Raw genomic sequence first — 21,573 nt, 5'->3', positions numbered from 1 at the left:
ACGAAATCTAATTCACCTCCACCTGAACCACCCCTGGCACAGCCCGCAGCGCCCCGGCCACCTGCGGGCTGGCCTGATACTTCCCCGGCAGCTTCACCTCGACCTCGCGCTCGCCCCCGTCGAGCATCAAAATCAAGGACACCTCACCCTCGCCGCGCATGGTCAGCCGCTGCTGCACCGAGCCGATCGGGCGCTCGTCGCGCATGAAGATGCGCATGCCGGTTTGGTGGCGGGCGACGGCGGCGTCGAGGGGTTCGGCGGTGGTGATGCGGGCGCGGACGTCCTCGCCTTCGAGGTTGGCCTGGAGGGTGAGCACCAGCGGCTTCCCGGGCTCCAGGATGTCGCGGTACTGGTTCAGCCCCTCCTGGAAGACGATCGCCTCGAAATGGCCGGTGCGGTCGGAGAGGGTGACGATGCCGAGCTTGTTGCCGCTCTTGGTGCGGCGCTCGGAGCGGTCGAGCACGGAGGCCGCGACCTTGCCGAAGCCGCCGCCGTTGGCGCGCACCGTGGCGCAGAACTCCGACCAGCTCTGCACGCGCAGCTTCTGGAGGAGGTCGCCGTATTCGTCGAGCGGGTGGCCCGAGAGGAAGAAGCCGATCGCCTCGTATTCGCGCTTCAGCGTGTCGGCCATCGGCCAGCACTCGTGGCCGGGGATGCGCAGGCCGACCGAGGTGGCGGCGACGCCGCCGAACATGTCGTCGATGCCGCTGCCCTCGGCCTCGGCCGCGCCCTGCGCCATCTTCATCATCGGCTCGACGGCGGCCCAGGCGCGGGCGCGGTCCGCCTCGATGCAATCGAGCGCGCCGGCGGCGATCAGGGCTTCGAGGGTGCGCTTGTTGACGTGGCGCGGGTTGAGCCGCCGGGCGAAGCAGGCGAGGTCCTTGAACGGCTCGCTGCCGCGCGCCTCCACGATCGACTCGACGGCGGCGCGGCCGACGCCCTTGATCGCGGCCAGCGCGTAGCCGATGCGGCCCTCGTGCACTTCGAAGGTGACGCCCGAGCTGTTGATCGAGGGCGGCTCGACGACGATCTTCAGGCGCTGCGCGTCCTGGCGGAATTCGGCGAGCTTGTCGGTGACGTCGATGTCGAGGTTCATCGCGGCGGCGAGGAATTCGACGGGGTGGTTCGCCTTGAGGTAGCCGGTCTGGTAGGTCAGCAGGGCGTAGGCCGCCGCGTGGCTCTTGTTGAAGCCGTAATCGGCGAACTTGGCCAGGAGGTCGAAGATCTCGTTGGCCTTGGGCTTCAAGAGCCCGCGCTCGACGCAGCCCTTCACGAAGCGGTCGCGCTGGGCGTCCATCTCCGAGCGGATCTTCTTGCCCATGGCGCGCCGGAGCATGTCGGCCTCGCCCAGCGAGTAGCCGGCCAGGACCTTGGCGATCTCCATCACCTGTTCCTGGTAGACGATGATGCCGAAGGTCTCCTTCAGCACCGGCGCGATCTTTTCGTGCGGGTACCAGGCGGCCTCGTTGCCGGCGTCGCGCCCGAGCTTGCGCTCGCAATAGACCGGGATGTTGGCCATCGGGCCCGGCCGGTAGAGGGCCACCAGCGCGATGATGTCCTCGAAGCGGTCGGCCTGCATCTCGCAAAGAGCCTTGCGCATGCCGGCGGATTCCACCTGGAACACGCCGACCGTCTCGCCGCGCCCCATGGGGATGTAGGTCTTCTCGTCGTCGAGCGGCAGCGAGGCGAGGTCGATCTCGATGCCGCGCTTCTTCAGGAGGTCCGTGCAGCACCTGAGCATCGTCAGGGTCTTGAGACCCAAAAAGTCGAACTTCACGAGGCCGGCCTGCTCGACCCACTTCATGTTGAACTGGGTCACTCGCATGCCCGTCTTCGGGTCGCGGTAGAGCGGGACGAGCTGTTCGAGCGGCCGGTCGCCGATCACTACGCCGGCAGCATGGGTCGAGGCGTGGCGGTGCAGGCCTTCGAGCTTCTTCGAGATGTCCATGAGGCGGGCCACGATGGGCTCCTCCTCGATGGCGCTCTGCAGCTTCGGCTCGCCCTCGATCGCCTGGGACAGCGTCACGGGGTTTGCCGGGTTCTGAGGCACCAGCTTCGTCAGCTTGTCGACCTGCCCGTAGGGCATCTCCAGAACGCGGCCGACGTCGCGCAGCACGCCGCGTGCGAGCAGCGTACCGAAGGTGATGATCTGCGCGACCTGGGCCTCGCCGTAGCGCTCCTGCACGTAGCGGATCACGCGCTCGCGGCCCTCGACGCAGAAGTCGATGTCGAAATCCGGCATCGAGACGCGCTCGGGGTTGAGGAAGCGCTCGAACAGCAGGCCGAAGCGCAGCGGGTCGAGGTCGGTGATGAGCAGCGACCATGCCACCACCGAGCCCGCGCCCGAGCCGCGGCCCGGTCCGACGGGGATGTCGTGGTCCTTGGCCCACTTGATGAAGTCGGAGACGATCAGGAAGTAGCCGGGAAACTTCATACCGGTGATGACGTCGAGCTCGAAGGCGAGCCGCGTGCGGTAATCGTCCTCGGAAAAACCCGGCGCGGTGCCGTGCTGCTTCAGCCGCAGTTCGAGCCCGGCCTCGGCCTGCCGGCGCAGCTCGGTCGGCTCGTCGGCCGCAACCTCCTGCGGCACGGCGTCGGAGGCTTCGGCGACAGCCTCGGCCATGTTCGGCGTTTCGCCAGCGGCCACCCGCGCAAAGTTCGGCAGGATCGGCTTCTGCGTGCGCACGCGGACGGCGCAGCGCATGGCGATCTCGACCGTCGCCGAGAGGGCGTCGGGCAAGTCGGAAAAGAGCGTGCCCATCTCGGCCCGCGTCAGGAAGCCGTGCTGCGGCGTCAGCCGGCGGCGGCGCTCGTCCGAGACGAGTCGGCCTTCGGCGATGGCGAGGAGCGCGTCGTGCGCGTCGTAATCGGCAGCCTTGGAAAAGAACGGCTCATTCGCCGCCACCAGCCCGAGGCCGTTGCGCTCGGCGAGGCCGAGCAGTTCGCGCTCGACCGCGCGCTCGTCGGCAAGGCCGTGGCGCTGCAGCTCGACATAGAGGTTGCTCTCGCCGAAGGCCGCCTTCAGCGCCTCGATCCGGCGCAGTGCCAGTTCCGGCCGGCCGGCCCGCAGCGCCGCGTCCAGGGGGCCGCTGGCGCCGCCGGTCAACGCGATCAACCCGGCGCCGGACTCCTTCAGCGCCGCGGCCGTGACGCGGGGCGGCTCGCCGAGGGGCACGTCGAAATAGGCCCGGCTCGCCAGCCGCAGCAGGTTGCCGTAGCCGGTGGCGTTCTGGGCCAGCAGGACGAGGTTGGCGAGGCCGTGCACGGAGCCCCGCACCTTCGGGTCCGGGTCCTCGAAGCAGACCGTCAGCTGCATCCCCGCGATCGGCTGCAGCCCGGCGCCGGAGGCCTTCTCCGAGAATTCCAGCGCGCCGAACAGGTTGTTGGTGTCGGTGAGCGCGAGCGCCGGCTGCCGGTCGGCGACCGCCGCCTTGACGATGTCGCCGACCTTCAGCGCGCCTTCGAGCAGCGAATAGGAGGAGTGGACGTGGAGGTGGACGAAGCCGACCTCCTTCAGCACGCGCGCCATGGGGGACCTTTGTTGCAGGCCGACACCATCTGCGAGTCGACAGCGGGGGTCGAGGCGCACGGGAACACGAAGCCCGATATCCACCGCCCCTCCCCCTCCCGCATCATGCCGCGGGGCCGATCCCTGCGCGCAACGCCGGCTGCAGGCGTTTGCCTGTGGACGGATCTTCGGGCGAAAGCCTCGCTCAATGGATCGGCGCCAAGGCTACCGCCCAAAGCACCACCGCCCCCGAGAGGAGACCGAAGGCCGCGAATTCGACGAGGTTCGTGAAAAGCGTGTTTCGGATCATGGCTGCGCTCGCTCCGTTCCGCTAGAGCGATCTTTGTTCTTGTTTTGTTCTGTGTAAAGCCTGTGGATGGGGTGTTCGGAGACTGGGGTTAACGGGGTGTGAATTCAGGCGCCGCCGTCATCGCGAGGGAGGCGAAGCGATCGGGGGCCACATATGGAACCGGCACGTAGGCCCGAGATTGCCTTGCCTCCATCTCGCGATGACGGCGGCAGTTCAATCCACCTGCTCGATCAGTCCATCCCGAATGGTCACCCGGCGGTCCATGCGCGCGGCGAGATCCATGTTGTGGGTCGCGATCAGCGCCGCGAGGCCCGACGCGCGCACCAGCGAGAGCAGGATGCCGAAGACGGTGCCGGCGGTCTGCGGGTCGAGGTTGCCTGTGGGCTCGTCGGCCAGCAGCAAGCGCGGGCCGTTGGCGACGGCGCGGGCGATGGCGACGCGCTGCTGCTCGCCGCCCGAGAGCTCGGCCGGGCGGTGCGTCATACGCTCGGCGAGGCCGAGGAAACTCAGGAGTTCGGCGGCCCGCGCGCGCGCGTCGGCCTTGCCGAGGCCGCGGATGAGCTGGGGCATCACCACGTTCTCCTGCGCCGAGAACTCCGGCAGCAGGTGGTGGAACTGGTAGACGAAGCCCATCTCCTCGCGGCGGATCCGGGTGCGCTCGGAATCCGACATCGCAGAGGTCGGCCGGCCGCCGATGAAGACCTCGCCGCCGTCCGGCCGCTCCAGCAGGCCGGCGACGTGCAGCAGCGTCGACTTGCCGGTGCCGGACGGCGCAACGAGCGCAACCAGCTCCCCGGGCCAGATCGCGAGATCGGCACCGCGAAGAATCTCGAGCGCGCCCTTCGCCTGTGTGTAGCGTCGCTCGACGCCCGCGAAGAACAGGGCCGGCACCGGCTGCGTGCCGGCGGGCTTGTCGGTCGTCATCGTCGTCAATCCAGGGTCATCCATAGCGAAGCGCCTGCACCGGATCGAGCCGGGCGGCACGCCAGGAGGGATACAGGGTCGCGGCCAGCGCCAGCGCGATCGAGGTCAGCACGATCGTCGTGACCTCGGTCGTGTTCATCTCGGCCGGGATTTCGGCGAGGAACCGCACGGTCGGGTCCCAGGCGCCGGGAAACAGCGTGCGCTGGATCGGCTTGATATTCAGCGTGAACACCACGCCGAGCACGAGGCCCGCGAGGCTGCCGACGATGCCGATCAGCGCGCCGTTGAGCAGAAACACCCGCATGATGGTGCCCGGCGTCGCGCCCATGGTGCGCAGGATCGCGATGTCGCTCGACTTGTCCTTCACCAGCAGGATCAGGCCGGAGATGATGTTCAGCGTCGCGACGATGACGATGAGGTTGAGAATCAGGAACATCACGTTCCGCTCGACCTCGAGCGCACCGAAGAAGGTCTTGTTGCGCTGGCGCCAGTCGGTGAGCAGCACCGGCCGCTCGGCAGCCATTTCGAGGTCGCTGCGCAGATCGGCGACCGCATCGGCGTTGTCGAGATAGATCTCGATATGGCTGACGTCGCCCTCGCGGTTGAAGAAGGCCTGGGACTCCGTGAGCGGCATGAACACGAAGGTCTGGTCGAACTCGGTCATGCCGATCTCGAACACCGCCTTCACCGTGTAGGATTTCTGGCGCGGCGCGGTGCCGAACGGGGTCGTCGCGCCCTTCGGCGTCGAGAGGGTGATGCTGTCCCCCGATTGCAGACCCAGGGTCTCGGCGAGCCGCGCGCCGACGGCGACGCCGGTACCGTCGTCGAAACCGGCCAGCGTGCCGCTCTTCAGGCTCTTCGAGACGGTGGCGATCTTGTCGAGATCGGCCGCGCGCACGCCGCGCACGAGCACGCCGCTGCCGCCATAGGGCGAGGAGGCGAAGGCCTGACCCTCGACGAGGGGAATGGCGGATTTGACGCCGGCCACCTTCTCCAGGCGGTCGGCGAGGTCGGCATAGTCGGTGAGCGAACGGTCGATCGGCGTGACGAAGACGTGGCCGTTGAGCCCGACGATCTTGGCGAGCAATTCGGAGCGGAAGCCGTTCATCACCGAGAGCACGATGATGAGGTTGGCGACGCCCAAGGCGATACCGAGGACGGAAAACAGTGCGACGACCGACACGCCGCCGCCGCGGCGGCGCGCGCGCAGGTAGCGCATCGCGATCATCCATTCGAAGCCGCAGAACGGCAGCGTGCCGCCCGCCCCGAGCGAACCGGCGAACCGCTTCGCCCGGCCCGCGAGGCCCGTCGCGCTCGCCATCGTCAAACCCGCCACGTGATGATCCGCCTCACACCGGCACTCCTAGACTGCCCGTTCGGGTCCGCCGAAACTTCGCAAGCGCCGATCCAGAACAGACAAAACCTCGCAAGATTAAGGCGTCAGGCCAATTCAAGCTGATCGGAGTGAGCGGCGCCTCGCTTCCCCTTCCGCTTGCGAGGAGGAGTCAAGGGTGGGGGAGGCTCAGGATCGAGCGTAACGGTGCCGTCTGCACCAACCCCAACTCCTCCCCACAAGGGGCAGGAGAGAGCCGTGCCGCCGATCGTAGCGACCCTCAGACCCGCTTCAGCCGCGAGACCAGATCGACCGGCGCGATCAGTTCGCGCTCGCCGGTGGCACGGCGCTTCAGTTCGACCTTGCCGTCGGCGAGGCCCTTCGGCCCGACAATGACCTGCCAGGGCAGACCGATGAGGTCGGCGGTGGCGAATTTGGCGCCGGGGCGGTCGTCGCGGTCATCGTAGAGCAGGCTGATCCCGGCGGCCTGGAGATCGGTCTCGATCCCGGCGCAGGCGGCGTCGACCGCGGCGTCGCCGACCTTGAGGTTGATCAGCGCCACGTCGAAGGGCGCCACCGAATCCGGCCAGATGATGCCGGCCTCGTCATGGCTCGCCTCGATGATCGCAGGCACCAGCCGGCTCGGGCCGATGCCGTAGGAGCCCATATGGACCGGCTGCTCCTTGCCGTCCGGCCCTGTGACGACGGCCTTCATCGGCTCGGAATACTTGGTGCCGAAGTAGAAGATGTGCCCGACCTCGATGCCGCGGGCGGACATCTGGGATTCTTCCGGCACCTCGGCGAAGACGGCCGCGTCGTGCATCTCGTCGGTGGCGGCGTAATGCGAGGTCCAGGCGTCGACGGTGCCCTGCAGGCCGGCGACGTCGTCGAAGTCGACGTTCACCGCCGGGATCTCGAAATCGAGATAGGCGCGATCGCAGAACACCTCGCTCTCGCCGGTCTGGGCCAGGATGATGAACTCGTGGCTGAGGTCGCCGCCGATCGGGCCGGTATCGGCGCGCATCGGGATCGCGCGCAGGCCCATCGCCGCGAAGGTGCGCAGGTAGGCGACGAACATCTTATTGTAGGCGTGCCGGGCGCCGGCCTGGTCGAGATCGAAGGAATAGGCGTCCTTCATCAGGAATTCGCGCGAGCGCATGGTGCCGAAGCGCGGACGCACCTCGTCGCGGAACTTCCAGGAGATCTGGTAGAGGTTTTTTGGGAGATCCTTGTACGACCGCGCGCTTGCGCGAAAAATCTCGGTGACGACTTCCTCGGCGGTGGGGCCGTAGAGGATGTCGCGATCGTGCCGATCCTTGATGCGCAGCATCTCCTTGCCGTAGGCCTCGTAGCGTCCGGATTCACGCCAGAGGTCGGCCGACTGGATCGTCGGCATCAGGATCTCGATGGCACCCGAGCGGTTCTGCTCCTCGCGCACGATGGCGCAGACCCGTTCCAGCACGCGCAGGCCGAGCGGCAGCCAGGCATAGATGCCGGCGGCTTCCTGGCGGATCAGGCCGGCGCGCAGCATCAGCCGGTGGGAAACGATCTGCGCTTCCTTAGGCGTCTCGCGCAGCGTCGGCAGGAAATAACGGGTCAGACGCATCGAAGGCCTTGGCAATGCTTGGTCGCAGCAGCGGGCCTACCCCGATACGCGCGAGCGCACACAACACATTGCGCCCGGAAAAGACAAGCGTTCGCGGTGGATCCGCACCTCGGGCCGAGGGCGGCGGCGCGAGCGAGCAATCCGCCGGACGGTCTGGGAGCATACTGTCGCAGTCTCGGCAAAAAAACGCAGCACAACGCTCCAAGACCGGTGACAAATAGAAATCTTCTTCCTATAAGCAGCGCCGTGATGGTCGCAGCCCTCTAGAGGCAGCGCACGGTCCGAGTCTCGGGAGGAACAAACAGCCGCCACGTCGTCTCAAGAACGTGAGATAATATAGGCTGGTACCGTCTTATCGCTTCAAAGCAAGGCTCAATGCCTTGCTTTTTTATTTGGAGCGGCCCGCCGAAACTTCGCAGGTCCTTGGTCAGACGGCCTGAGCCTCGAGAACTCGTCGTTCATTTGCCCGTGCTTCGCGAAGATTGGCGAAGGCATAGCCGGCAATACAGAGATAGCAGACGACCGGGGCCGCCAGCGCGAGGCTGAGACCGACGGTGTCGGCGAGGTAGCCCGTCACCACCGGCACGACGGCGCCGCCGACGATGGCCACGCAGACGATGCCGGCGCCCTGCGCCGTGCGCTTGCCGAGGCCGTCGATCGCCATGGCGAAGATCGTCGGGAACATGACCGCGTTGGAAAGCCCCACCACGATCAGCGCGACGGCGGCGAGCATCCCGCTCGACAGCCCCGAGATCGTCGCGAGCGCGCCCGAAGCGAGGGCGCAGCAACCGAGCACGAAGCCGGCGCGGACGTAGCGCAGCACGACGCTGCCGACGATGCGGCCGAGGAGAGCCCCGCCCCAGTAGAGGCTCAGGAAATGACCGGCCTCTTCGGCGCTCGCCCCGAGCACGCGCGGCTGCTCCAGATAGCTCACCATCAGCGTGCCGATCGCGACTTCGGCGCCGACATAGAGGAAGAGCGCCAGAGCCCCGAGCGCGAGCTTCGGCCGCTTCAGCAGGTCGAGGCCGAGCCCGTGCGTCTCCGTCCGCGTACCGTTGCGGGCATCCTCCGTGACCCAGGCGCGCACGCTCCAGAAGAAGACCGCGAGAACCCCGAGCCCAGCGGCGATGATCAGGAAAGGCCATTGCAGCACCGCGCCTTCGGCCTGCCGCGCGGCGGCGAGCGCCGCGGGCGCCATCGCACCCGGGTCCTTGATCTCGGAGACGTGCGAGAGGATCGCCCAGGCGCCGACCGCCGGGCCGACGGTGGTCCCGAGGGAGTTGAAGGTCTGCGCCAGCGTCAGCCGGCTCGGCGCCTGCGCGGCCGGACCGAGCTTCGTCACCAGGGGATTCGCCGCGACCTGCAGGATCGCGATCCCCGAGGCCATCACGAACAACGCCAGCAGGAAGACGGGAAACAGCCCCATCCGCGCGGCCGGCGCGAAGGTCAGGCAGCCGCAGGCCATCACGAGGAGCCCAACGACGAGGCCGCGCATGTAGCCGATCCGCCCGACGAGGGCGCCGGCCGGTAGCGAGATCACGGCATAGGCGAAGAAGAAGCAGAACTGCGTCAGCGTCGCCTCGGTGTAGCTCAGCTCGAACAGGCTCTTGAGCTTCGGCGTGACGATGTCGACGAGAACGGTCGCGAAACCCCAGGTGAAGAACAGGGCCAGCATGCAGGGCAGCAGGTACGCGTGGCCGACGCTGCCGGCGCCCCCGTCATCGGCGGGCGGGCTCGAAGCACCCGGCATCATGGCCATGATCGTCTCCCTCGGCGCGGCCGCGCTCTCCCGCGAAGGGGCACAACCGTCGCGTGAAACTGTCGAAGCCGCGACAGATCCTGTCAATCGCCCGCCTCGGGAGGCCAGGCCCGTTCAGCGGGTCCAGGCGATCCCCCGGCGGGCGACACGGGCCGGCACACCCGCCAGGACGCAATCGGTCTCGTCGAAGACCTGCGTGACCACGGAGCGGAACCCGACCACGCACCCGTCCGGCACACCGGCGCCTTTCAGGAGAGCAGCCTCGCCGGCGATCCAGACACCGGTACCGACGACCACCGCGCGCGGCGGGTTCACCCGCTCGCCGCCGGCACGGTCCACGATGACGTGCATGTCGCTCGTCCGGATGTGAACGCCGGCCGCGATCAGGCAATCGTCGCCGATGCCGACGCCGGCATCGGCGGCGATGATCCGGGTCCGCTTGGCGTCGCAGCGGTCGCCGATCTTCACAGTCAGGCCGAAGCCGCGCACCTCGATCCGGCCGGAGAAGCTGACGTCGTCGCCGATCTCGACGCGATTGCCGGCGCCGGCCACCGTGATCACGAGGCCTTTCGTCCGAAATTTGCGGCCGACCTTCACGAGATTGTCGGAGGACGGCCCGTAGAACAGCGTCGTCAGCCGGAGCCATGCAGCTCCCAGGCCCCGCCCCTCGAAGCGGTTGCCCCGGCGCGGGATCAGGGCGGGATGATAGATCCAGCGCGGCCGCCCCGGGCGCGGGAGCCCCGGACGGACAGATGCCACGGGCGTGGGCTCTTCGAGGATTTCGTCGGAATTGCTCATCGCGACAGGCGGCGTCGCCGGAATGTCCAGGGATGCCGGCTGCGCATAACGACCGTTCCGGGCAACGACAAGGCCGGCGGCAGAGGCAGCGTTCGTCACAGCCGCGCGAGCGGAAACACGGTGATCGCGAGAAAGAACGCGAAAGCGGCGGCCACCGTCGTCAGCAGGGCCTTCTCACGCAGCCGCGGCCTGGCGGGCGCGCCCGGATCCTGCCCCGGAACCAGCCGGCCCGGATCGGCCTCGGCCTGGTTACCGAGCGGCAGCACCGCGAACAGGAAGGTCCACCACAGCACGAAGAATAGCGCCAGCGCCCCGAACACCGTCAGCGCGAACCCCTTCACCGCCACCGTGACGATCGCCGCGATGAGGACGACGAGGACCCCGAGGGTCTTCGGGGTCGAGATCGCGATGCTGGCGAAGAGGCGGCGCAACGGGATCAGACCTGCTCCAGCTCGACCAGCGTGCCGAGAAAGTCCTTCGGGTGCAGGAAGATCACCGGCTTGCCGTGCGCGCCGATCTTCGGTTCGCCCGAGCCGAGCACGCGGGCGCCGGCCGCCTTCATCTTGTCGCGGGCTGCGATGATGTCGTCGACCTCGTAGCAGACATGGTGGATGCCGCCGGACGGGTTCTTGTCGACGAAGCCCTGGATGGTCGAATTCTCGCCGAGGGGGGCCATGAGCTCGACCTTCGAGTTCGGCAGTTCCACGAACACGACGGTGACGCCGTGGTCGGGCTGCGGCAGCGGCTCGGTGACTTTGGCGCCGAGCGTGTCGCGATAGATCGCGGTCGCCGCATCGAGATCCTTCACCGCAATGGCGACGTGGTTGAGCCGGCCGATCATCGTGTTGCTCCCTCTCGCATCTTCAAACTCAACGTAGGTCCCCTCTCCCCTCTGCGGGAGAGGGTGGCCCGCGAAGCGGGTCGGGCGAGAGGAACGACGTATTCTGAGAGGTCGCTCCCCTCGCCCGCCCACTCCTTGGGCACCCTCCCCCGCAGAGGGGGGAGGGTTTGGTTCTCAGACCTCCACTACCTGCACGTGGCAGGCCGGCTTCTTGCCCCAGACGTCGTTGAGGGCCGAGCGGATGGCGCGGTCGACGGCGTTCTCGACCGCCTCCGAGTCGCGGCGCTTGCCTGGGGACAGGCCCGAGAGCGTGCGCGAGACCGTCTCGGCCACCGTGTCGATCAGCGCCTCGCCGCCCCGGCCCTTGTTCGGTAGACCCATGATGTCGACGGCGGGCGTGCCCAGCACGGTGCCGCGGTTGTCGATGGCGATGGCCACCGAGACGACGCCGGCCTGGGAGAGCTTACGGCGCTCGGGGATCGCCCGGTCCTTCGCATCGATCAGGACGTTGGCGTCCTTGTAGAGGCGCCCCGCCCGCACGTGCTCGATGATCTCGGGCTTGCCCGGCGCGAGGCGGATCAGCGTGCCGTTGCGGGCCTTCACCACCGTCTCGACGCCCTGGGCGCGGGCGAAGCGGGCATGCTCGTCGAGATGCAGCGCCTCGCCATGGACCGGGATCGCCGCCTTCGGCCGCGTCCAGGCATACATCGCCGCCATCTCGTCGCGGCGCGGATGGCCGGAGACGTGGACCAGTTCGGTCCGGTCGGTGATGATCTCGATACCCATCTCGATCAGGTCGTTGACGATAGCGCCGACGGCCCGCTCGTTGCCAGGAATGGCGCGGGAGGAGAAGATCACGCGGTCCCCGGCGGTGAGCGAGACGGCCGGATGGTCGTCGCGCGAGACGCGGGCCATGGCGGCGCGGTCCTCACCCTGGGAGCCGGTGAGGAGGCAGACCACCTTCTCGCGCGGCAGGTGGTGGTAGGAATCGGCGCTGCGGAAGTCGGGCAGGCCGTCGAGGTAGCCGCACTCGCGGGCGACGTCGATGACCCGGTCCATGGCGCGGCCGACGGCCAGCACCTCGCGGCCGCAGGCCTGCGCGGCCTCGGCGACGGCGCGAATGCGGGCAACGTTCGAGGCGAAGGTCGTCACCGCGACGCGGTGCGGCGCTTCGGCGATCAGGCGCTTGAGCGTCGCCGAAACCTCGGCCTCGCTGTGGCTGCGGCCTTCGCGCATGATGTTGGTCGAGTCGCAGATCAGCGCGACGATGCCCTCGTCGCCCAGCGCCTTGAAGGCCTCGGGCGAGGTGCTGGCGCCGGCTACCGGCGTGTCGTCGAGCTTCCAATCGCCCGTATGCAGCACGAGACCGTGCTCGGTGCGGATGGCGACGGCGTTCGATTCGGGGATCGAGTGGGCCACCGGCACGTACTCGATCTCGAACGGACCGATCTGCAGCCGTTGGCCGATCTTGATCTCCTTCAGTACCACCTTCGGCGCGCCGGGCTCCGAGAGGCGGCGGGTCTCGAGGAGCTGCTTGGCGAAGCGGGTCGCGTAGACCGGCGCCTTCAGCTTCGACCACAGCTCGCTCACGGCACCGATATGGTCCTCGTGCGCGTGCGTGATGAAGATACCGAGCAGATCCTGCTTGCGCTCCTCGATGAAGGTGAGGTCCGGGAACATCAGTTCGATGCCCGGCAGCCCCTCCTCGCCCGCGAACCCCATGCCCAGATCGACCATGATCCATTTGCGGCTCTTCTCGGGACCGATCCCGTAGAGGGCCGCGTTCATGCCGATCTCGCCCACGCCGCCGAGCGGCACGAAGACGAGTTCGTCCTGCCGTGAAGTCATTTTTTTCTTGTGTCCACGTTCAAGCCGCCGTCGCGGCACTTCCGAAGTGCACCTCGCCCGCCGTCACGGTATGCGTCATTCCATCCGGGGCGAGGATCATGAGCCGCCCCCTCTCGTCGATTCCGTCGTGAAGACCGTTGAGCGTCCTGTCGGGCAGGCGCACCGTTACGGGCGCCCCGATCCCGGCGGCGCGCTGTAGCCAGCGCTGCCGGACGCTCGAAAATCCGCGCCCCTTGTTCCAGATCCGGGCCGCTTCCACAAACCGGCACGACAGCGCATCGAGCACGGCCGCAGCGTCCGCGGCGCAGCCCAGCGCAGCAAGGGACGTTGCCGCATACGGCAAACCTTCGGGCGCCGCCAGCACGTTGATGCCGAAGCCGACGACGACGGCACGCCGATCATCCGCCTCGAGCAGGATGCCGGCGAGTTTTTTGCCGTTGGCGAGGACGTCGTTGGGCCATTTCAGGCGGAACGTAGCGTTGGCCTTGCAGGGCGCCTTCCCTCCCCCTTGTGGGGAGGGATCGAGGGTGGGGGTGGTTCCGCTTGGTCCGGCGCAGGCAGGCTCAGCCACCCCCACCTCCAACTCCTCCCCACAGGAGGGAGGAGAGCCCGCGTCCCATCCACTAAAGGCGACATCGTCCAGCGCGTTCACCAGCGCCAGCCCGGCGACAAAGCCCAGTGTCGCGACGTCGTCCGGTGCCACGCCCGCGATCGGAAACAGCAGGCTCGCGGCGAGGTTGCCTTCGGGCGAAACCCAGGCCAAGCCGCGCCGGCCCCTGCCCTCGCTCTGGCGATGGGCCACTACCCAGAGTGGCCCGGCTTCGCCGGCACGCGCCCGCTCCAGCGCCTCGGTGTTGGTCGAGCCGAGCACGTCGTGCGCGTGCAGGCGATAGCCCGCGGCCCGGGCCTCCGGGCTGAGCCGAAACCCCATGTCCTAGAAGAGTGACTTCGCCGCCGCACCCGCCGCCGCCACCAGCGGGGCCGGCGCCAGGAAGAACAGCACGACGACGGCGCTCGACAGGCCGAGCACGATGCGCAACCCCGGAGCCATCGGTTCGTAAGGCGCTTGAGGCTCGTCAAAATACATCACCTTGACGAGGCGCAGGTAGTAGAACGCACCGACCACGCTGGTCACAACGCCGATCACGGCGAGCGTCACGAGGCCCGCCTTGATGGCGGCCGCGAAGACGTAGAACTTCGCGAAGAAGCCGGCGAGCGGCGGGATGCCGGCCAGCGAGAACATCATCGCGGCGAGGCTGAAGGCCAGCCATGGATGCGTGCGCGAGAGGCCCGACAGATCGCCGATCGTCTCGAACATCTGGTTCTTGCGGCGGAGTGCCAGCAGCACCGCGAAGGCGCCGAGGGTCATCGCGAGATAGATGATCATGTAGATCACGACGCCGCGGATGCCCTCCTCCGAGCCGGCCGCGAGGCCGATCAGGGCGTAGCCGACATTGCCGATGGAGGAATAGGCGAGCAGGCGCTTGATGTTCGTCTGGCCAATGGCCGCGAAGGAGCCGAGCGCCATGGAAGCGATGGCGACGAAAACGATAATTTGTTGCCAAATCGCGGTGACGTCGGGGAAGGCGCCGATGAAGACCCGCACTGTCATCGCCATGGCCGCCATCTTCGGGGCCGAGGCGAAGAAGGCCGTCACCGGCGTCGGCGAGCCCTCGTAGACGTCGGGCGTCCACATGTGGAACGGCACGGCGGCGAGCTTGAAGCAGACGCCGGCCGCCACGAAGACGATGCCGAGGACGATGCCGAAGCCGGCCGGCTCGCCGTTCAGTGCCGTGACGATGCCCGGGAACGAGACCGTACCCGTGAAGCCGTAGACCAGCGATGCGCCGTAGAGCAGCATGCCGGAGGAGAGCGCGCCGAGCACGAAGTACTTCAGGCCGGCCTCGGTCGACTTCACGTCGTCGCGGTTGAAGGCGGCGATGACGTAGGCGGCGAGCGACTGCAGTTCGAGGCCGAGATAGAGCGCGATGAGATCGTTGGCCGAGGCCATCACCATCATGCCGATGGTGCAGAGCACGATCAGCACCGGGTACTCGAAGCGGTCGATGCGCTGGCGCTGAAAGTAGTCCCGCGACAGCAGAATGGTCGCGGCCGATCCGATCAGGATCAGCGCCTTCATGATCCGCGAGAAATTGTCCGAGATGAAGGAGCCGGACAGGGTGACGACCTTGCCGTGGCCGGAGACCACCACGAAGAAGGTCAGGATCAGCAGGATCAGCGCGCCGACATTGACGCCCTCGACCGAACGGTCGCCACGGAAGGCGCCGTAGAGGATCAGCACCAGCACGCCGACCGAAAGGATGATCTCCGGCAGCAGCGGGCCGATCGACGGCATCACGGAATGGAGATGGGTGATCATCGCGCTGCGACCTCGGCCTTGCCCGCGACCGCGCGTTCGGCGGCCTGCGTGTTGGAGAGGGCGGTCTTCATGTTGACCATGAGCGCTTCGGTGGAGGGCGCGAAGGTGTCTAGGATCGGCGCGGGGTGCACGCCGTACCAGATCGTCAGCGCGACGAGCGGCGCGATGATGATCTTTTCACGCAGGTCGAGGTCGAGGATGCCCTGAAGGTTCGGCTTCTCGAGCTTCCCGTAGATCACGCGGGCGTAGAGCCAAAGCGCGTAGCCGGCCGAAAGGATGATGCCGAAGACGGAGAAGAAAGCGACCATCGGGTTCGCCTTGAAGGCCCCCATCATCGCCAGAAACTCGCCGACGAAGCCGGACGTGCCGGGCAGGCCGACATTCGCCATGGTGAAGACCATCATCGCGGCGGCGTAGAGCGGCATCCGCTTCACGAGGCCGCCATAGGCGGAAATCTCGCGGGTGTGCATCCGGTCGTAGACCACGCCGACGCAGAGAAAGAGCGCGCCGGAGACGATGCCGTGCGAGATCATCAGGAACAGTGCGCCCTGGATGCCCTGCTCGTTCAGCGTGAACAGGCCGAGCGTCACGAAGCCCATATGGGCGACGGACGAGTAGGCGATCAGCTTCTTGATGTCGGTCTGCATCATCGCGGTGAGCGAGGTGAAGATGATCGCCACCACCGAGAGTGCGAACACGAAGTTCGCGAAATAGGCCGAGGCGTCCGGCAGCATCGGCAGCGAGATCCGGATGAAGCCGTAACCGCCCATCTTAAGCAGGATGCCAGCGAGGATTACTGAGCCTGCGGTGGGCGCCTCGACGTGCGCGTCGGGCAGCCAGGTATGGACCGGCCACATCGGCATCTTCACCGCGAAGGAGGCGAAGAAGGCGAGCCAGAGCCAAGTCTGCATTTCGACCGGGAAACGATGCGTCAGCAGGGTCGGGATATCGGTGGTGCCGGCCTCCCAGTACATCGCCATGATGGCGAGCAGCATCAGCACCGAGCCGAGCAGCGTGTAGAGGAAGAACTTGAAGCTCGCGTAGATGCGCCGCTTGCCGCCCCAGATGCCGATGATGAGAAACATCGGGATCAGGCCGGCTTCAAAGAACAGGTAGAACAGCACCAGGTCGAGGGCCTGGAACACGCCGATCATCGTGGTTTCGAGCACGAGGAAGGCGACGAAATACTCCTTCACCCGCACGTCGATCGAGCGCCACGAGGCGCCGATGCAGAACGGCATCAGGAAGGTGGTCAGCAGGATCAACGGCATCGAGAACCCATCGACGCCGAGCTTGAATTTTATTGTCTCAGCGAGCCACGAATGGGTCTCGACGAGCTGGAAGCTCGGGGACGCGATGTCGAAGCGCGCCCAGGCGGCGAGCGAGAGCAGGAAGGTGACGATGGTCGTGATCAGCGCAGCCCAGCGGGCGTTGCGCTTCACGGCCTCGGTCTCGTCACCGAGCGTCAGGATGAAGGCCGCGCCGCAGAGCGGGACGATGAGCAGGCCGGAGAGGATGCCGAGGCCGAGCATCAGTGCATTCCCCCGGCCGCGCCGGTCAGCATGTACCAGGTGATCAGGCCGGCGACGCCCACCAGCATGACGAAGGCGTAGTGGTAGACGTAGCCGGTCTGGAGACGGACCACGCCTCGGGTGACGTCGACGACGCGCGCCGAGATGCCGTCCGGCCCCATCCCGTCGATGATCCGCCCGTCGCCCTCCTTCCAGAGAAAGAGGCCGAAGTTCTTGGCCGGCCGGACGAAGATGCGGTCGTAGAGTTCGTCGAAGTACCACTTGTTGAGCAGGAAGCGGTATAGGCTCGGCTGCTGCTCGGCGAGGATGTGCGGCAGTTCGGGCCGGCGGATATACATCCAGAAGGCGAGCACGAAGCCGAGAACTAGCATGATGAACGGCGAGGCCGAGACCCAGCCCGGCGCCTCGTGGATCTGGTGCATGATGTGGTTGTCGGGGCCGTGCGCCAGGGAGTGGCCCCAGAACGCGTCCATGCCTTCGCCGATGAAGCGATCCTTGAAGATCACACCGGCGAAGAGCGCGCCGAAGGCCAGCACCGCCAGCGGGATCGTCATCACCAGCGGGCTCTCGTGCGGGGTATGGTCGTGCCCATGGCCGTGATCGCCCGCGTGATCGGGCACCACGTCGCTCTTGTGCGCGGGCTCGACGTTCGAGCCGTGCTCGTCATGCGCCGCGCCCTCGGTGTGGCCGGGCTTGCCGTCGGCATGCGTCGCGTGAGCCACCGCCGGATGGGCGTCGTGATGCGCAGCCGCGCCCCAGCGGGCCGGTCCCTCGAAGGTGAGGAAGAACAGGCGCCAGGAATAGAACGAAGTCATGAAGGCCGCGATTACCGTCGCCAGGAAGGCGAGAACATGTCCGGGGCGGTCCGACATGTAGGCCGCCTCGATGATCGCGTCCTTCGAGTAGTAGCCGGCGGTGTAGGGGAAGCCGATCAGCGCGAGGGTGCCGATCGTCATCATCGCCGTGGTGAAGGGGATGTAGCGGCGCAGGTTGCCCATGTTCCGCATGTCCTGCTCGTGGTGCATCGCGTGGATGACCGAGCCGGCGCCGAGGAACAGCAGCGCCTTGAAGAAGGCGTGCGTGAAGAGATGGAACACGCCGGTGGCGTAGGCGCCGACGCCGAGGCCGACGAACATGTAGCCGAGCTGCGAGCAGGTCGAATAGGCGATGACCCGCTTGATGTCGTTCTGCACCAGCCCGATCGTCGCCGCAAAGAAGGCGGTGATGCCGCCGATGATCGTCACCACCGAGAGTGCTACCGGAGCCAGCTCGAACAGCGGCGACAGGCGCGCCACCATGAACACACCGGCCGTCACCATGGTGGCGGCGTGGATCAGCGCGGAGACCGGCGTCGGGCCTTCCATCGCGTCCGGCAGCCAGGTGTGGAGCAGGAACTGAGCCGACTTGCCCATGGCGCCCATGAACAGCAGCAGGCAGGCAAGCGTCAGGGCGTTCCAGTCGTAGCCAAGGAAGTGGAAGGCGGCGTCCTTGAGCTCAGGGGCCTTGGCGAAGATCGCATCGAACGACACGGAGCCGGTCAGCACGAACACCAAGAAGATGCCCAGCGAGAAGCCAAAATCGCCGACGCGGTTGACGATGAAGGCCTTCATCGCGGCGGCGTTGGCCGAGGGCTTTTCGTACCAGAAGCCGATGAGCAGGTAGCTCGCGAGGCCGACGCCCTCCCAGCCGAAGAACATCTGCACGAGGTTGTCGGCCGTCACCAGCATCAGCATGGCGAAGGTGAAGAGCGACAGGTAGGCGAAGAAGCGCGGCCGGTGCGGATCCTCTTCCATGTAGCCGACGGAGTAGAGGTGCACGAGCGTCGACACGGTGGTGACGACGACGAGCATCACGCAGGTCAGCGTGTCGATCTTGAAGGCCCAGTCGACGTTCAGGTCGCCGGCCGAGAACCACTGCGCCACCTGTACGCGCTCGGCATGGCCGCCCTCGCCGGTGACGATGAAGAACGCCCCCCAGGCGATCAGGCAGGCGAAGGCGAGGCAGCTCGTCGTCACGTACTCGCTGACCCGCGCGCCGATGAGGCGGCCGAACAGGCCGGCGATCAGGGCGCCGATCAGGGGAAGGAAGACGATGGCGTGATACATGGTTCTGTGCGGCCTCGCAGCAGGCGGACGAAGGGGTGGCCGGGACCGGTCAGCCCTTCATCATGCTCACGTCCTCGACGGCGATGGAGCCGCGGTTGCGGAAGAACACCACCAGGATGGCGAGCCCGATCGCGGCCTCCGCCGCGGCGACGGTCAGCACGAACAGGGCGAAGACCTGTCCCGTGATGTCGTCGAGATGGGTCGAGAACGCCACGAGGTTGATGTTCACGGCGAGCAGGATCAGCTCGATCGACATCAGGATCACGATGACGTTCTTGCGGTTGATGAAGATGCCGAGCACGCCGAGCGTGAACAGGATCGCGGCGACCGTGAGGTAGTGGCTGAGACCGATCATGGCGCTTAGACCTCCACGCCCTGGCGGGAGGGCACCTTGCGGTTCTCGACCGCCATCGCTTGCGTCCGCGCGTTCTGGACGGAGATGTTCTGGCGCTTGACGCCGGGACGGTCGCGCAAGGTCAGCACGATGGCGCCGATCATCGCGACGAGCAGCACCAAGCCGGCGATCTGGAAGAAGTAGGCGTAGTCCGTGTAGAGCACGCGGCCGAGCGCCTGGGTGTTGGTGAGCCCCTCGCTGGCGGCGGTCGAGCCGATCGGCGTGCGCACGATGCCGGGGTCTATCGTCCAGGAGCCGACGACGAGGATCAGCTCGATCGCGAAGATAGCGCCGATCAGGCCGCCGATGGGGAGATATTGCTGGAAGCCCTGGCGAAGCGCGGCGAAGTCCACGTCGAGCATCATCACGACGAACAGGAACAGCACCGCCACCGCGCCGACATAGACGACCACGAGGATCATCGCGAGGAACTCGGCCCCCATTAGAACGAACAGACCTGCGGCGTTCACGAAGGCCAGGATCAGGAAGAGCACCGAGGTGACGGGGTTACGGGCGGCGATCACCATGAATCCACTGGCGATGGCGAAGCCCGCGAACAGGTAGAAGAAGGCGGCGGCTGCGGTCATGCGGTGATCAGCATCAGCCGCTGGATCAGCGGCTCCTTCTGCCTCGGGGCCAGGGGCCGGCGGGAAGCCGGCCGTCTATAGAACTCGCTCCTGCAGCGCACAACAGCGCGCCGCTCCGCGTCAGCGATACGGCGCGTCCGCCGCGAGGTTCTTCGCGATCTCGCGCTCCCAGCGATCGCCGTTCAGGAGCAGCTTGTCCTTGTCGTAGAGAAGCTCTTCGCGGGTCTCGACGGAGAATTCGAGGTTCGGCCCCTCGACGATGGCGTCCACCGGGCAGGCCTCCTGGCACATGCCGCAATAGATGCACTTCACCATGTCGATGTCGTAACGGGTCGTGCGGCGCGTGCCGTCGTTGCGGCGCGGGCCGGCCTCGATGGTGATGGCCTGGGCCGGGCAGATCGCCTCGCAGAGCTTGCAGGCGATGCAGCGCTCCTCGCCGTTGGGATAACGGCGCAGGGCATGCTCCCCGCGGAAGCGCGGGCCGCGATGCCCCATCTCGAAGGGATAGTTGATCGTGGCCTTCGGCTTGAGGAAATACTTCATGCCGAGGATCAGCCCCGACACGAACTCCTTGAGCAGCAGGCTCTGGGCGACCTGATCGAGCTTCACGGCGCGATCCTTCTCATGCGCCCGGCGCGAGGCCGGCGAGTTTCAGGACGAACGCGACGACGACGACCGACACGAGCGAGAGCGGAAGGAAGACCTTCCAGCCGAGCCGCATGAGCTGGTCGTAGCGGTAGCGGGGCACGATGGATTTCACCATCGCGATCATGAAGAACAGGAAGCTCGCCTTCAGCGCGAACCAGATCAGCCCCGGCACCCAGGTGAAGGGCGCGAACGGGATCGGCGAGAGCCAGCCGCCGAGGAACAGCACGGTTCCGAGCGCGCACATGGTCATGATCGCCACGTACTCGCCGAGCATGAACAGCAGGTACGGCGTCGAGGAATACTCGACCATGTACCCGGCCACGAGCTCCGATTCGGCCTCGGGCAAATCGAAGGGCGGGCGGTTCGTCTCGGCCAGCGCCGAGATGAAGAACACGATGAACATCGGGAACAGCCAGAGCCAGTACCAGCCCAGGATGCCGTAGGCCGTGTCCTGCGCCATCACGATGCGCGAGAGGTTCAGCGAGCCGGCGCAGAGCAGCACGCAGATGATCACGAAGCCGAGCGAGACCTCGTAGGAGATCATTTGCGCCGCCGAGCGCAGGGCACCAAGGAAGGCGTATTTCGAGTTCGAAGCCCAGCCGCCCATGATGACGCCGTAGACGCCCAAACTGGAAATCGCGAAAATGTAGGTGATGCCGACATTGATGTCGGCGATGGCCCAGCCGTCGGCCAGCGGGATCACCGCCCAGCTCGCCAGCGCCAAAGTGGCGAACACCATCGGCGCCAGCAGGAAGATCGCCTTGTTGGCGCCGGCCGGGATCACCGGCTCCTTCAGCACGAACTTCAGCAGGTCGGCGAAGGACTGGAACAGCCCGAACGGCCCGACGACGTTCGGGCCGCGCCGCAGCTGCACCGCCGCCCAGATCTTGCGATCGGCCAGCAGCGCGTAGGCGATGAACACGAGCAGGCACGAAAGCAGCACGAAGCTCTTCAGCACGAGCAGTAGGACGGTGCCCAGGATCTCAAGGCCGGTCATGGG

Annotated in this window: 17 protein-coding genes; all 17 read right to left on the bottom strand. The window is 66.9% G+C overall.

What is annotated here, in order from left to right; translation table 11 throughout:
* Positions 1-7 precede the first annotated feature (7 nt).
* The 17 genes from dnaE to nuoH all read right to left on the bottom strand — a co-directional run bounded on the left by dnaE (position 8) and on the right by nuoH (position 21,570).
* Positions 8-3,529, bottom strand: coding sequence for a DNA polymerase III subunit alpha (gene dnaE, locus FV217_RS02285; RefSeq protein WP_147813878.1), 3,522 nt, complete (start codon positions 3,527-3,529; stop codon positions 8-10).
* Positions 3,530-4,031: 502 nt separating this feature from the next.
* Entirely contained in the window at positions 4,032-4,742 is a 711-nt protein-coding gene (locus FV217_RS02280; RefSeq protein ID WP_147813876.1) for an ABC transporter ATP-binding protein, read from the bottom strand.
* A gap of 16 nt (positions 4,743-4,758) precedes the next feature.
* A complete protein-coding gene (locus tag FV217_RS02275) occupies positions 4,759-6,063 on the bottom strand; it encodes a lipoprotein-releasing ABC transporter permease subunit (protein WP_147814017.1) in 1,305 nt (434 codons plus the stop codon).
* 292 nt (positions 6,064-6,355) lie between these two features.
* Positions 6,356-7,681 (bottom strand): proline--tRNA ligase, encoded by a 1,326-nt coding sequence (gene proS, locus FV217_RS02270; protein ID WP_147813874.1) that lies wholly within the window; start codon positions 7,679-7,681, stop codon positions 6,356-6,358.
* A 427-nt stretch (positions 7,682-8,108) separates the two neighbouring features.
* Positions 8,109-9,440, bottom strand: a complete 1,332-nt coding sequence (locus tag FV217_RS02265; protein ID WP_147813872.1) for a sugar MFS transporter — start codon at positions 9,438-9,440, stop codon at positions 8,109-8,111.
* 114 nt (positions 9,441-9,554) lie between these two features.
* The gene (locus FV217_RS02260) at positions 9,555-10,238 is read right to left on the bottom strand and encodes a hypothetical protein (protein WP_147813870.1); all 684 of its coding nucleotides are present in this window, start codon (positions 10,236-10,238) and stop codon (positions 9,555-9,557) included.
* A gap of 95 nt (positions 10,239-10,333) precedes the next feature.
* Positions 10,334-10,648 carry a DUF1467 family protein gene (locus tag FV217_RS02255; protein ID WP_238231520.1) on the bottom strand — a complete coding sequence of 105 codons (315 nt, stop codon included), beginning with the start codon at positions 10,646-10,648 and terminating at the stop codon, positions 10,334-10,336.
* 26 nt (positions 10,649-10,674) lie between these two features.
* Positions 10,675-11,079, bottom strand: coding sequence for a methylmalonyl-CoA epimerase (gene mce / locus FV217_RS02250; protein ID WP_147813866.1), 405 nt, complete (start codon positions 11,077-11,079; stop codon positions 10,675-10,677).
* A gap of 174 nt (positions 11,080-11,253) precedes the next feature.
* The gene (locus FV217_RS02245) at positions 11,254-12,927 is read right to left on the bottom strand and encodes a ribonuclease J (protein ID WP_147813864.1); all 1,674 of its coding nucleotides are present in this window, start codon (positions 12,925-12,927) and stop codon (positions 11,254-11,256) included.
* A gap of 19 nt (positions 12,928-12,946) precedes the next feature.
* The gene (locus FV217_RS02240) at positions 12,947-13,858 is read right to left on the bottom strand and encodes a biotin--[acetyl-CoA-carboxylase] ligase (RefSeq protein WP_147813862.1); all 912 of its coding nucleotides are present in this window, start codon (positions 13,856-13,858) and stop codon (positions 12,947-12,949) included.
* A gap of 3 nt (positions 13,859-13,861) precedes the next feature.
* A complete protein-coding gene (gene nuoN / locus FV217_RS02235) occupies positions 13,862-15,307 on the bottom strand; it encodes an NADH-quinone oxidoreductase subunit NuoN (protein WP_187272400.1) in 1,446 nt (481 codons plus the stop codon).
* Positions 15,304-16,839 (bottom strand): NADH-quinone oxidoreductase subunit M, encoded by a 1,536-nt coding sequence (locus FV217_RS02230; protein ID WP_147813860.1) that lies wholly within the window; start codon positions 16,837-16,839, stop codon positions 15,304-15,306. The genes nuoN and FV217_RS02230 overlap by 4 nt, the downstream gene beginning before the upstream one ends.
* Positions 16,839-18,944 carry an NADH-quinone oxidoreductase subunit L gene (gene nuoL / locus FV217_RS02225; RefSeq protein WP_147813858.1) on the bottom strand — a complete coding sequence of 702 codons (2,106 nt, stop codon included), beginning with the start codon at positions 18,942-18,944 and terminating at the stop codon, positions 16,839-16,841. Before nuoL ends, FV217_RS02230 begins: the two co-directional genes overlap by 1 nt.
* A gap of 49 nt (positions 18,945-18,993) precedes the next feature.
* A complete protein-coding gene (gene nuoK, locus FV217_RS02220; protein ID WP_147080454.1) occupies positions 18,994-19,299 on the bottom strand; it encodes an NADH-quinone oxidoreductase subunit NuoK in 306 nt (101 codons plus the stop codon).
* Positions 19,300-19,304: 5 nt separating this feature from the next.
* Positions 19,305-19,925 (bottom strand): NADH-quinone oxidoreductase subunit J, encoded by a 621-nt coding sequence (locus FV217_RS02215; protein WP_147813856.1) that lies wholly within the window; start codon positions 19,923-19,925, stop codon positions 19,305-19,307.
* A 120-nt stretch (positions 19,926-20,045) separates the two neighbouring features.
* A complete protein-coding gene (nuoI, locus tag FV217_RS02210) occupies positions 20,046-20,534 on the bottom strand; it encodes an NADH-quinone oxidoreductase subunit NuoI (RefSeq protein WP_147813854.1) in 489 nt (162 codons plus the stop codon).
* 13 nt (positions 20,535-20,547) lie between these two features.
* Entirely contained in the window at positions 20,548-21,570 is a 1,023-nt protein-coding gene (gene nuoH / locus FV217_RS02205) for an NADH-quinone oxidoreductase subunit NuoH (RefSeq protein WP_147813852.1), read from the bottom strand.
* Positions 21,571-21,573 lie beyond the last annotated feature (3 nt).

It is taken from the genome of Methylobacterium sp. WL9 (genome assembly GCF_008040035.1).
Lineage (GTDB): Bacteria > Pseudomonadota > Alphaproteobacteria > Rhizobiales > Beijerinckiaceae > Methylobacterium > Methylobacterium thuringiense.
Note: the sequence above shows the minus strand (reverse complement) of the source record. Positions and strands in the feature narration are given on the sequence as shown.

Bases quoted from the DNA above. Each gene is read 5' to 3' on its own strand.
- FV217_RS02230 (WP_147813860.1), bottom strand. From the start codon at position 16,839: ATGCTCGGCCTCGGCATCCTCTCCGGCCTGCTCATCGTCCCGCTCTGC.
- FV217_RS02265 (WP_147813872.1), bottom strand. From the start codon at position 9,440: ATGGCCATGATGCCGGGTGCTTCGAGCCCGCCCGCCGATGACGGGGGC.
- FV217_RS02215 (WP_147813856.1), bottom strand. From the start codon at position 19,925: ATGACCGCAGCCGCCGCCTTCTTCTACCTGTTCGCGGGCTTCGCCATC.
- FV217_RS02275 (WP_147814017.1), bottom strand. From the start codon at position 6,063: ATGGCGAGCGCGACGGGCCTCGCGGGCCGGGCGAAGCGGTTCGCCGGT.
- FV217_RS02260 (WP_147813870.1), bottom strand. From the start codon at position 10,238: ATGAGCAATTCCGACGAAATCCTCGAAGAGCCCACGCCCGTGGCATCT.
- nuoH (WP_147813852.1), bottom strand. From the start codon at position 21,570: ATGACCGGCCTTGAGATCCTGGGCACCGTCCTACTGCTCGTGCTGAAG.
- dnaE (WP_147813878.1), bottom strand. From the start codon at position 3,529: ATGGCGCGCGTGCTGAAGGAGGTCGGCTTCGTCCACCTCCACGTCCAC.
- nuoN (WP_187272400.1), bottom strand. From the start codon at position 15,307: ATGATCACCCATCTCCATTCCGTGATGCCGTCGATCGGCCCGCTGCTG.
- FV217_RS02280 (WP_147813876.1), bottom strand. From the start codon at position 4,742: ATGACGACCGACAAGCCCGCCGGCACGCAGCCGGTGCCGGCCCTGTTC.
- nuoK (WP_147080454.1), bottom strand. From the start codon at position 19,299: ATGATCGGTCTCAGCCACTACCTCACGGTCGCCGCGATCCTGTTCACG.
- nuoL (WP_147813858.1), bottom strand. From the start codon at position 18,944: ATGTATCACGCCATCGTCTTCCTTCCCCTGATCGGCGCCCTGATCGCC.
- FV217_RS02245 (WP_147813864.1), bottom strand. From the start codon at position 12,927: ATGACTTCACGGCAGGACGAACTCGTCTTCGTGCCGCTCGGCGGCGTG.
- mce (WP_147813866.1), bottom strand. From the start codon at position 11,079: ATGATCGGCCGGCTCAACCACGTCGCCATTGCGGTGAAGGATCTCGAT.
- FV217_RS02240 (WP_147813862.1), bottom strand. From the start codon at position 13,858: ATGGGGTTTCGGCTCAGCCCGGAGGCCCGGGCCGCGGGCTATCGCCTG.
- proS (WP_147813874.1), bottom strand. From the start codon at position 7,681: ATGCGTCTGACCCGTTATTTCCTGCCGACGCTGCGCGAGACGCCTAAG.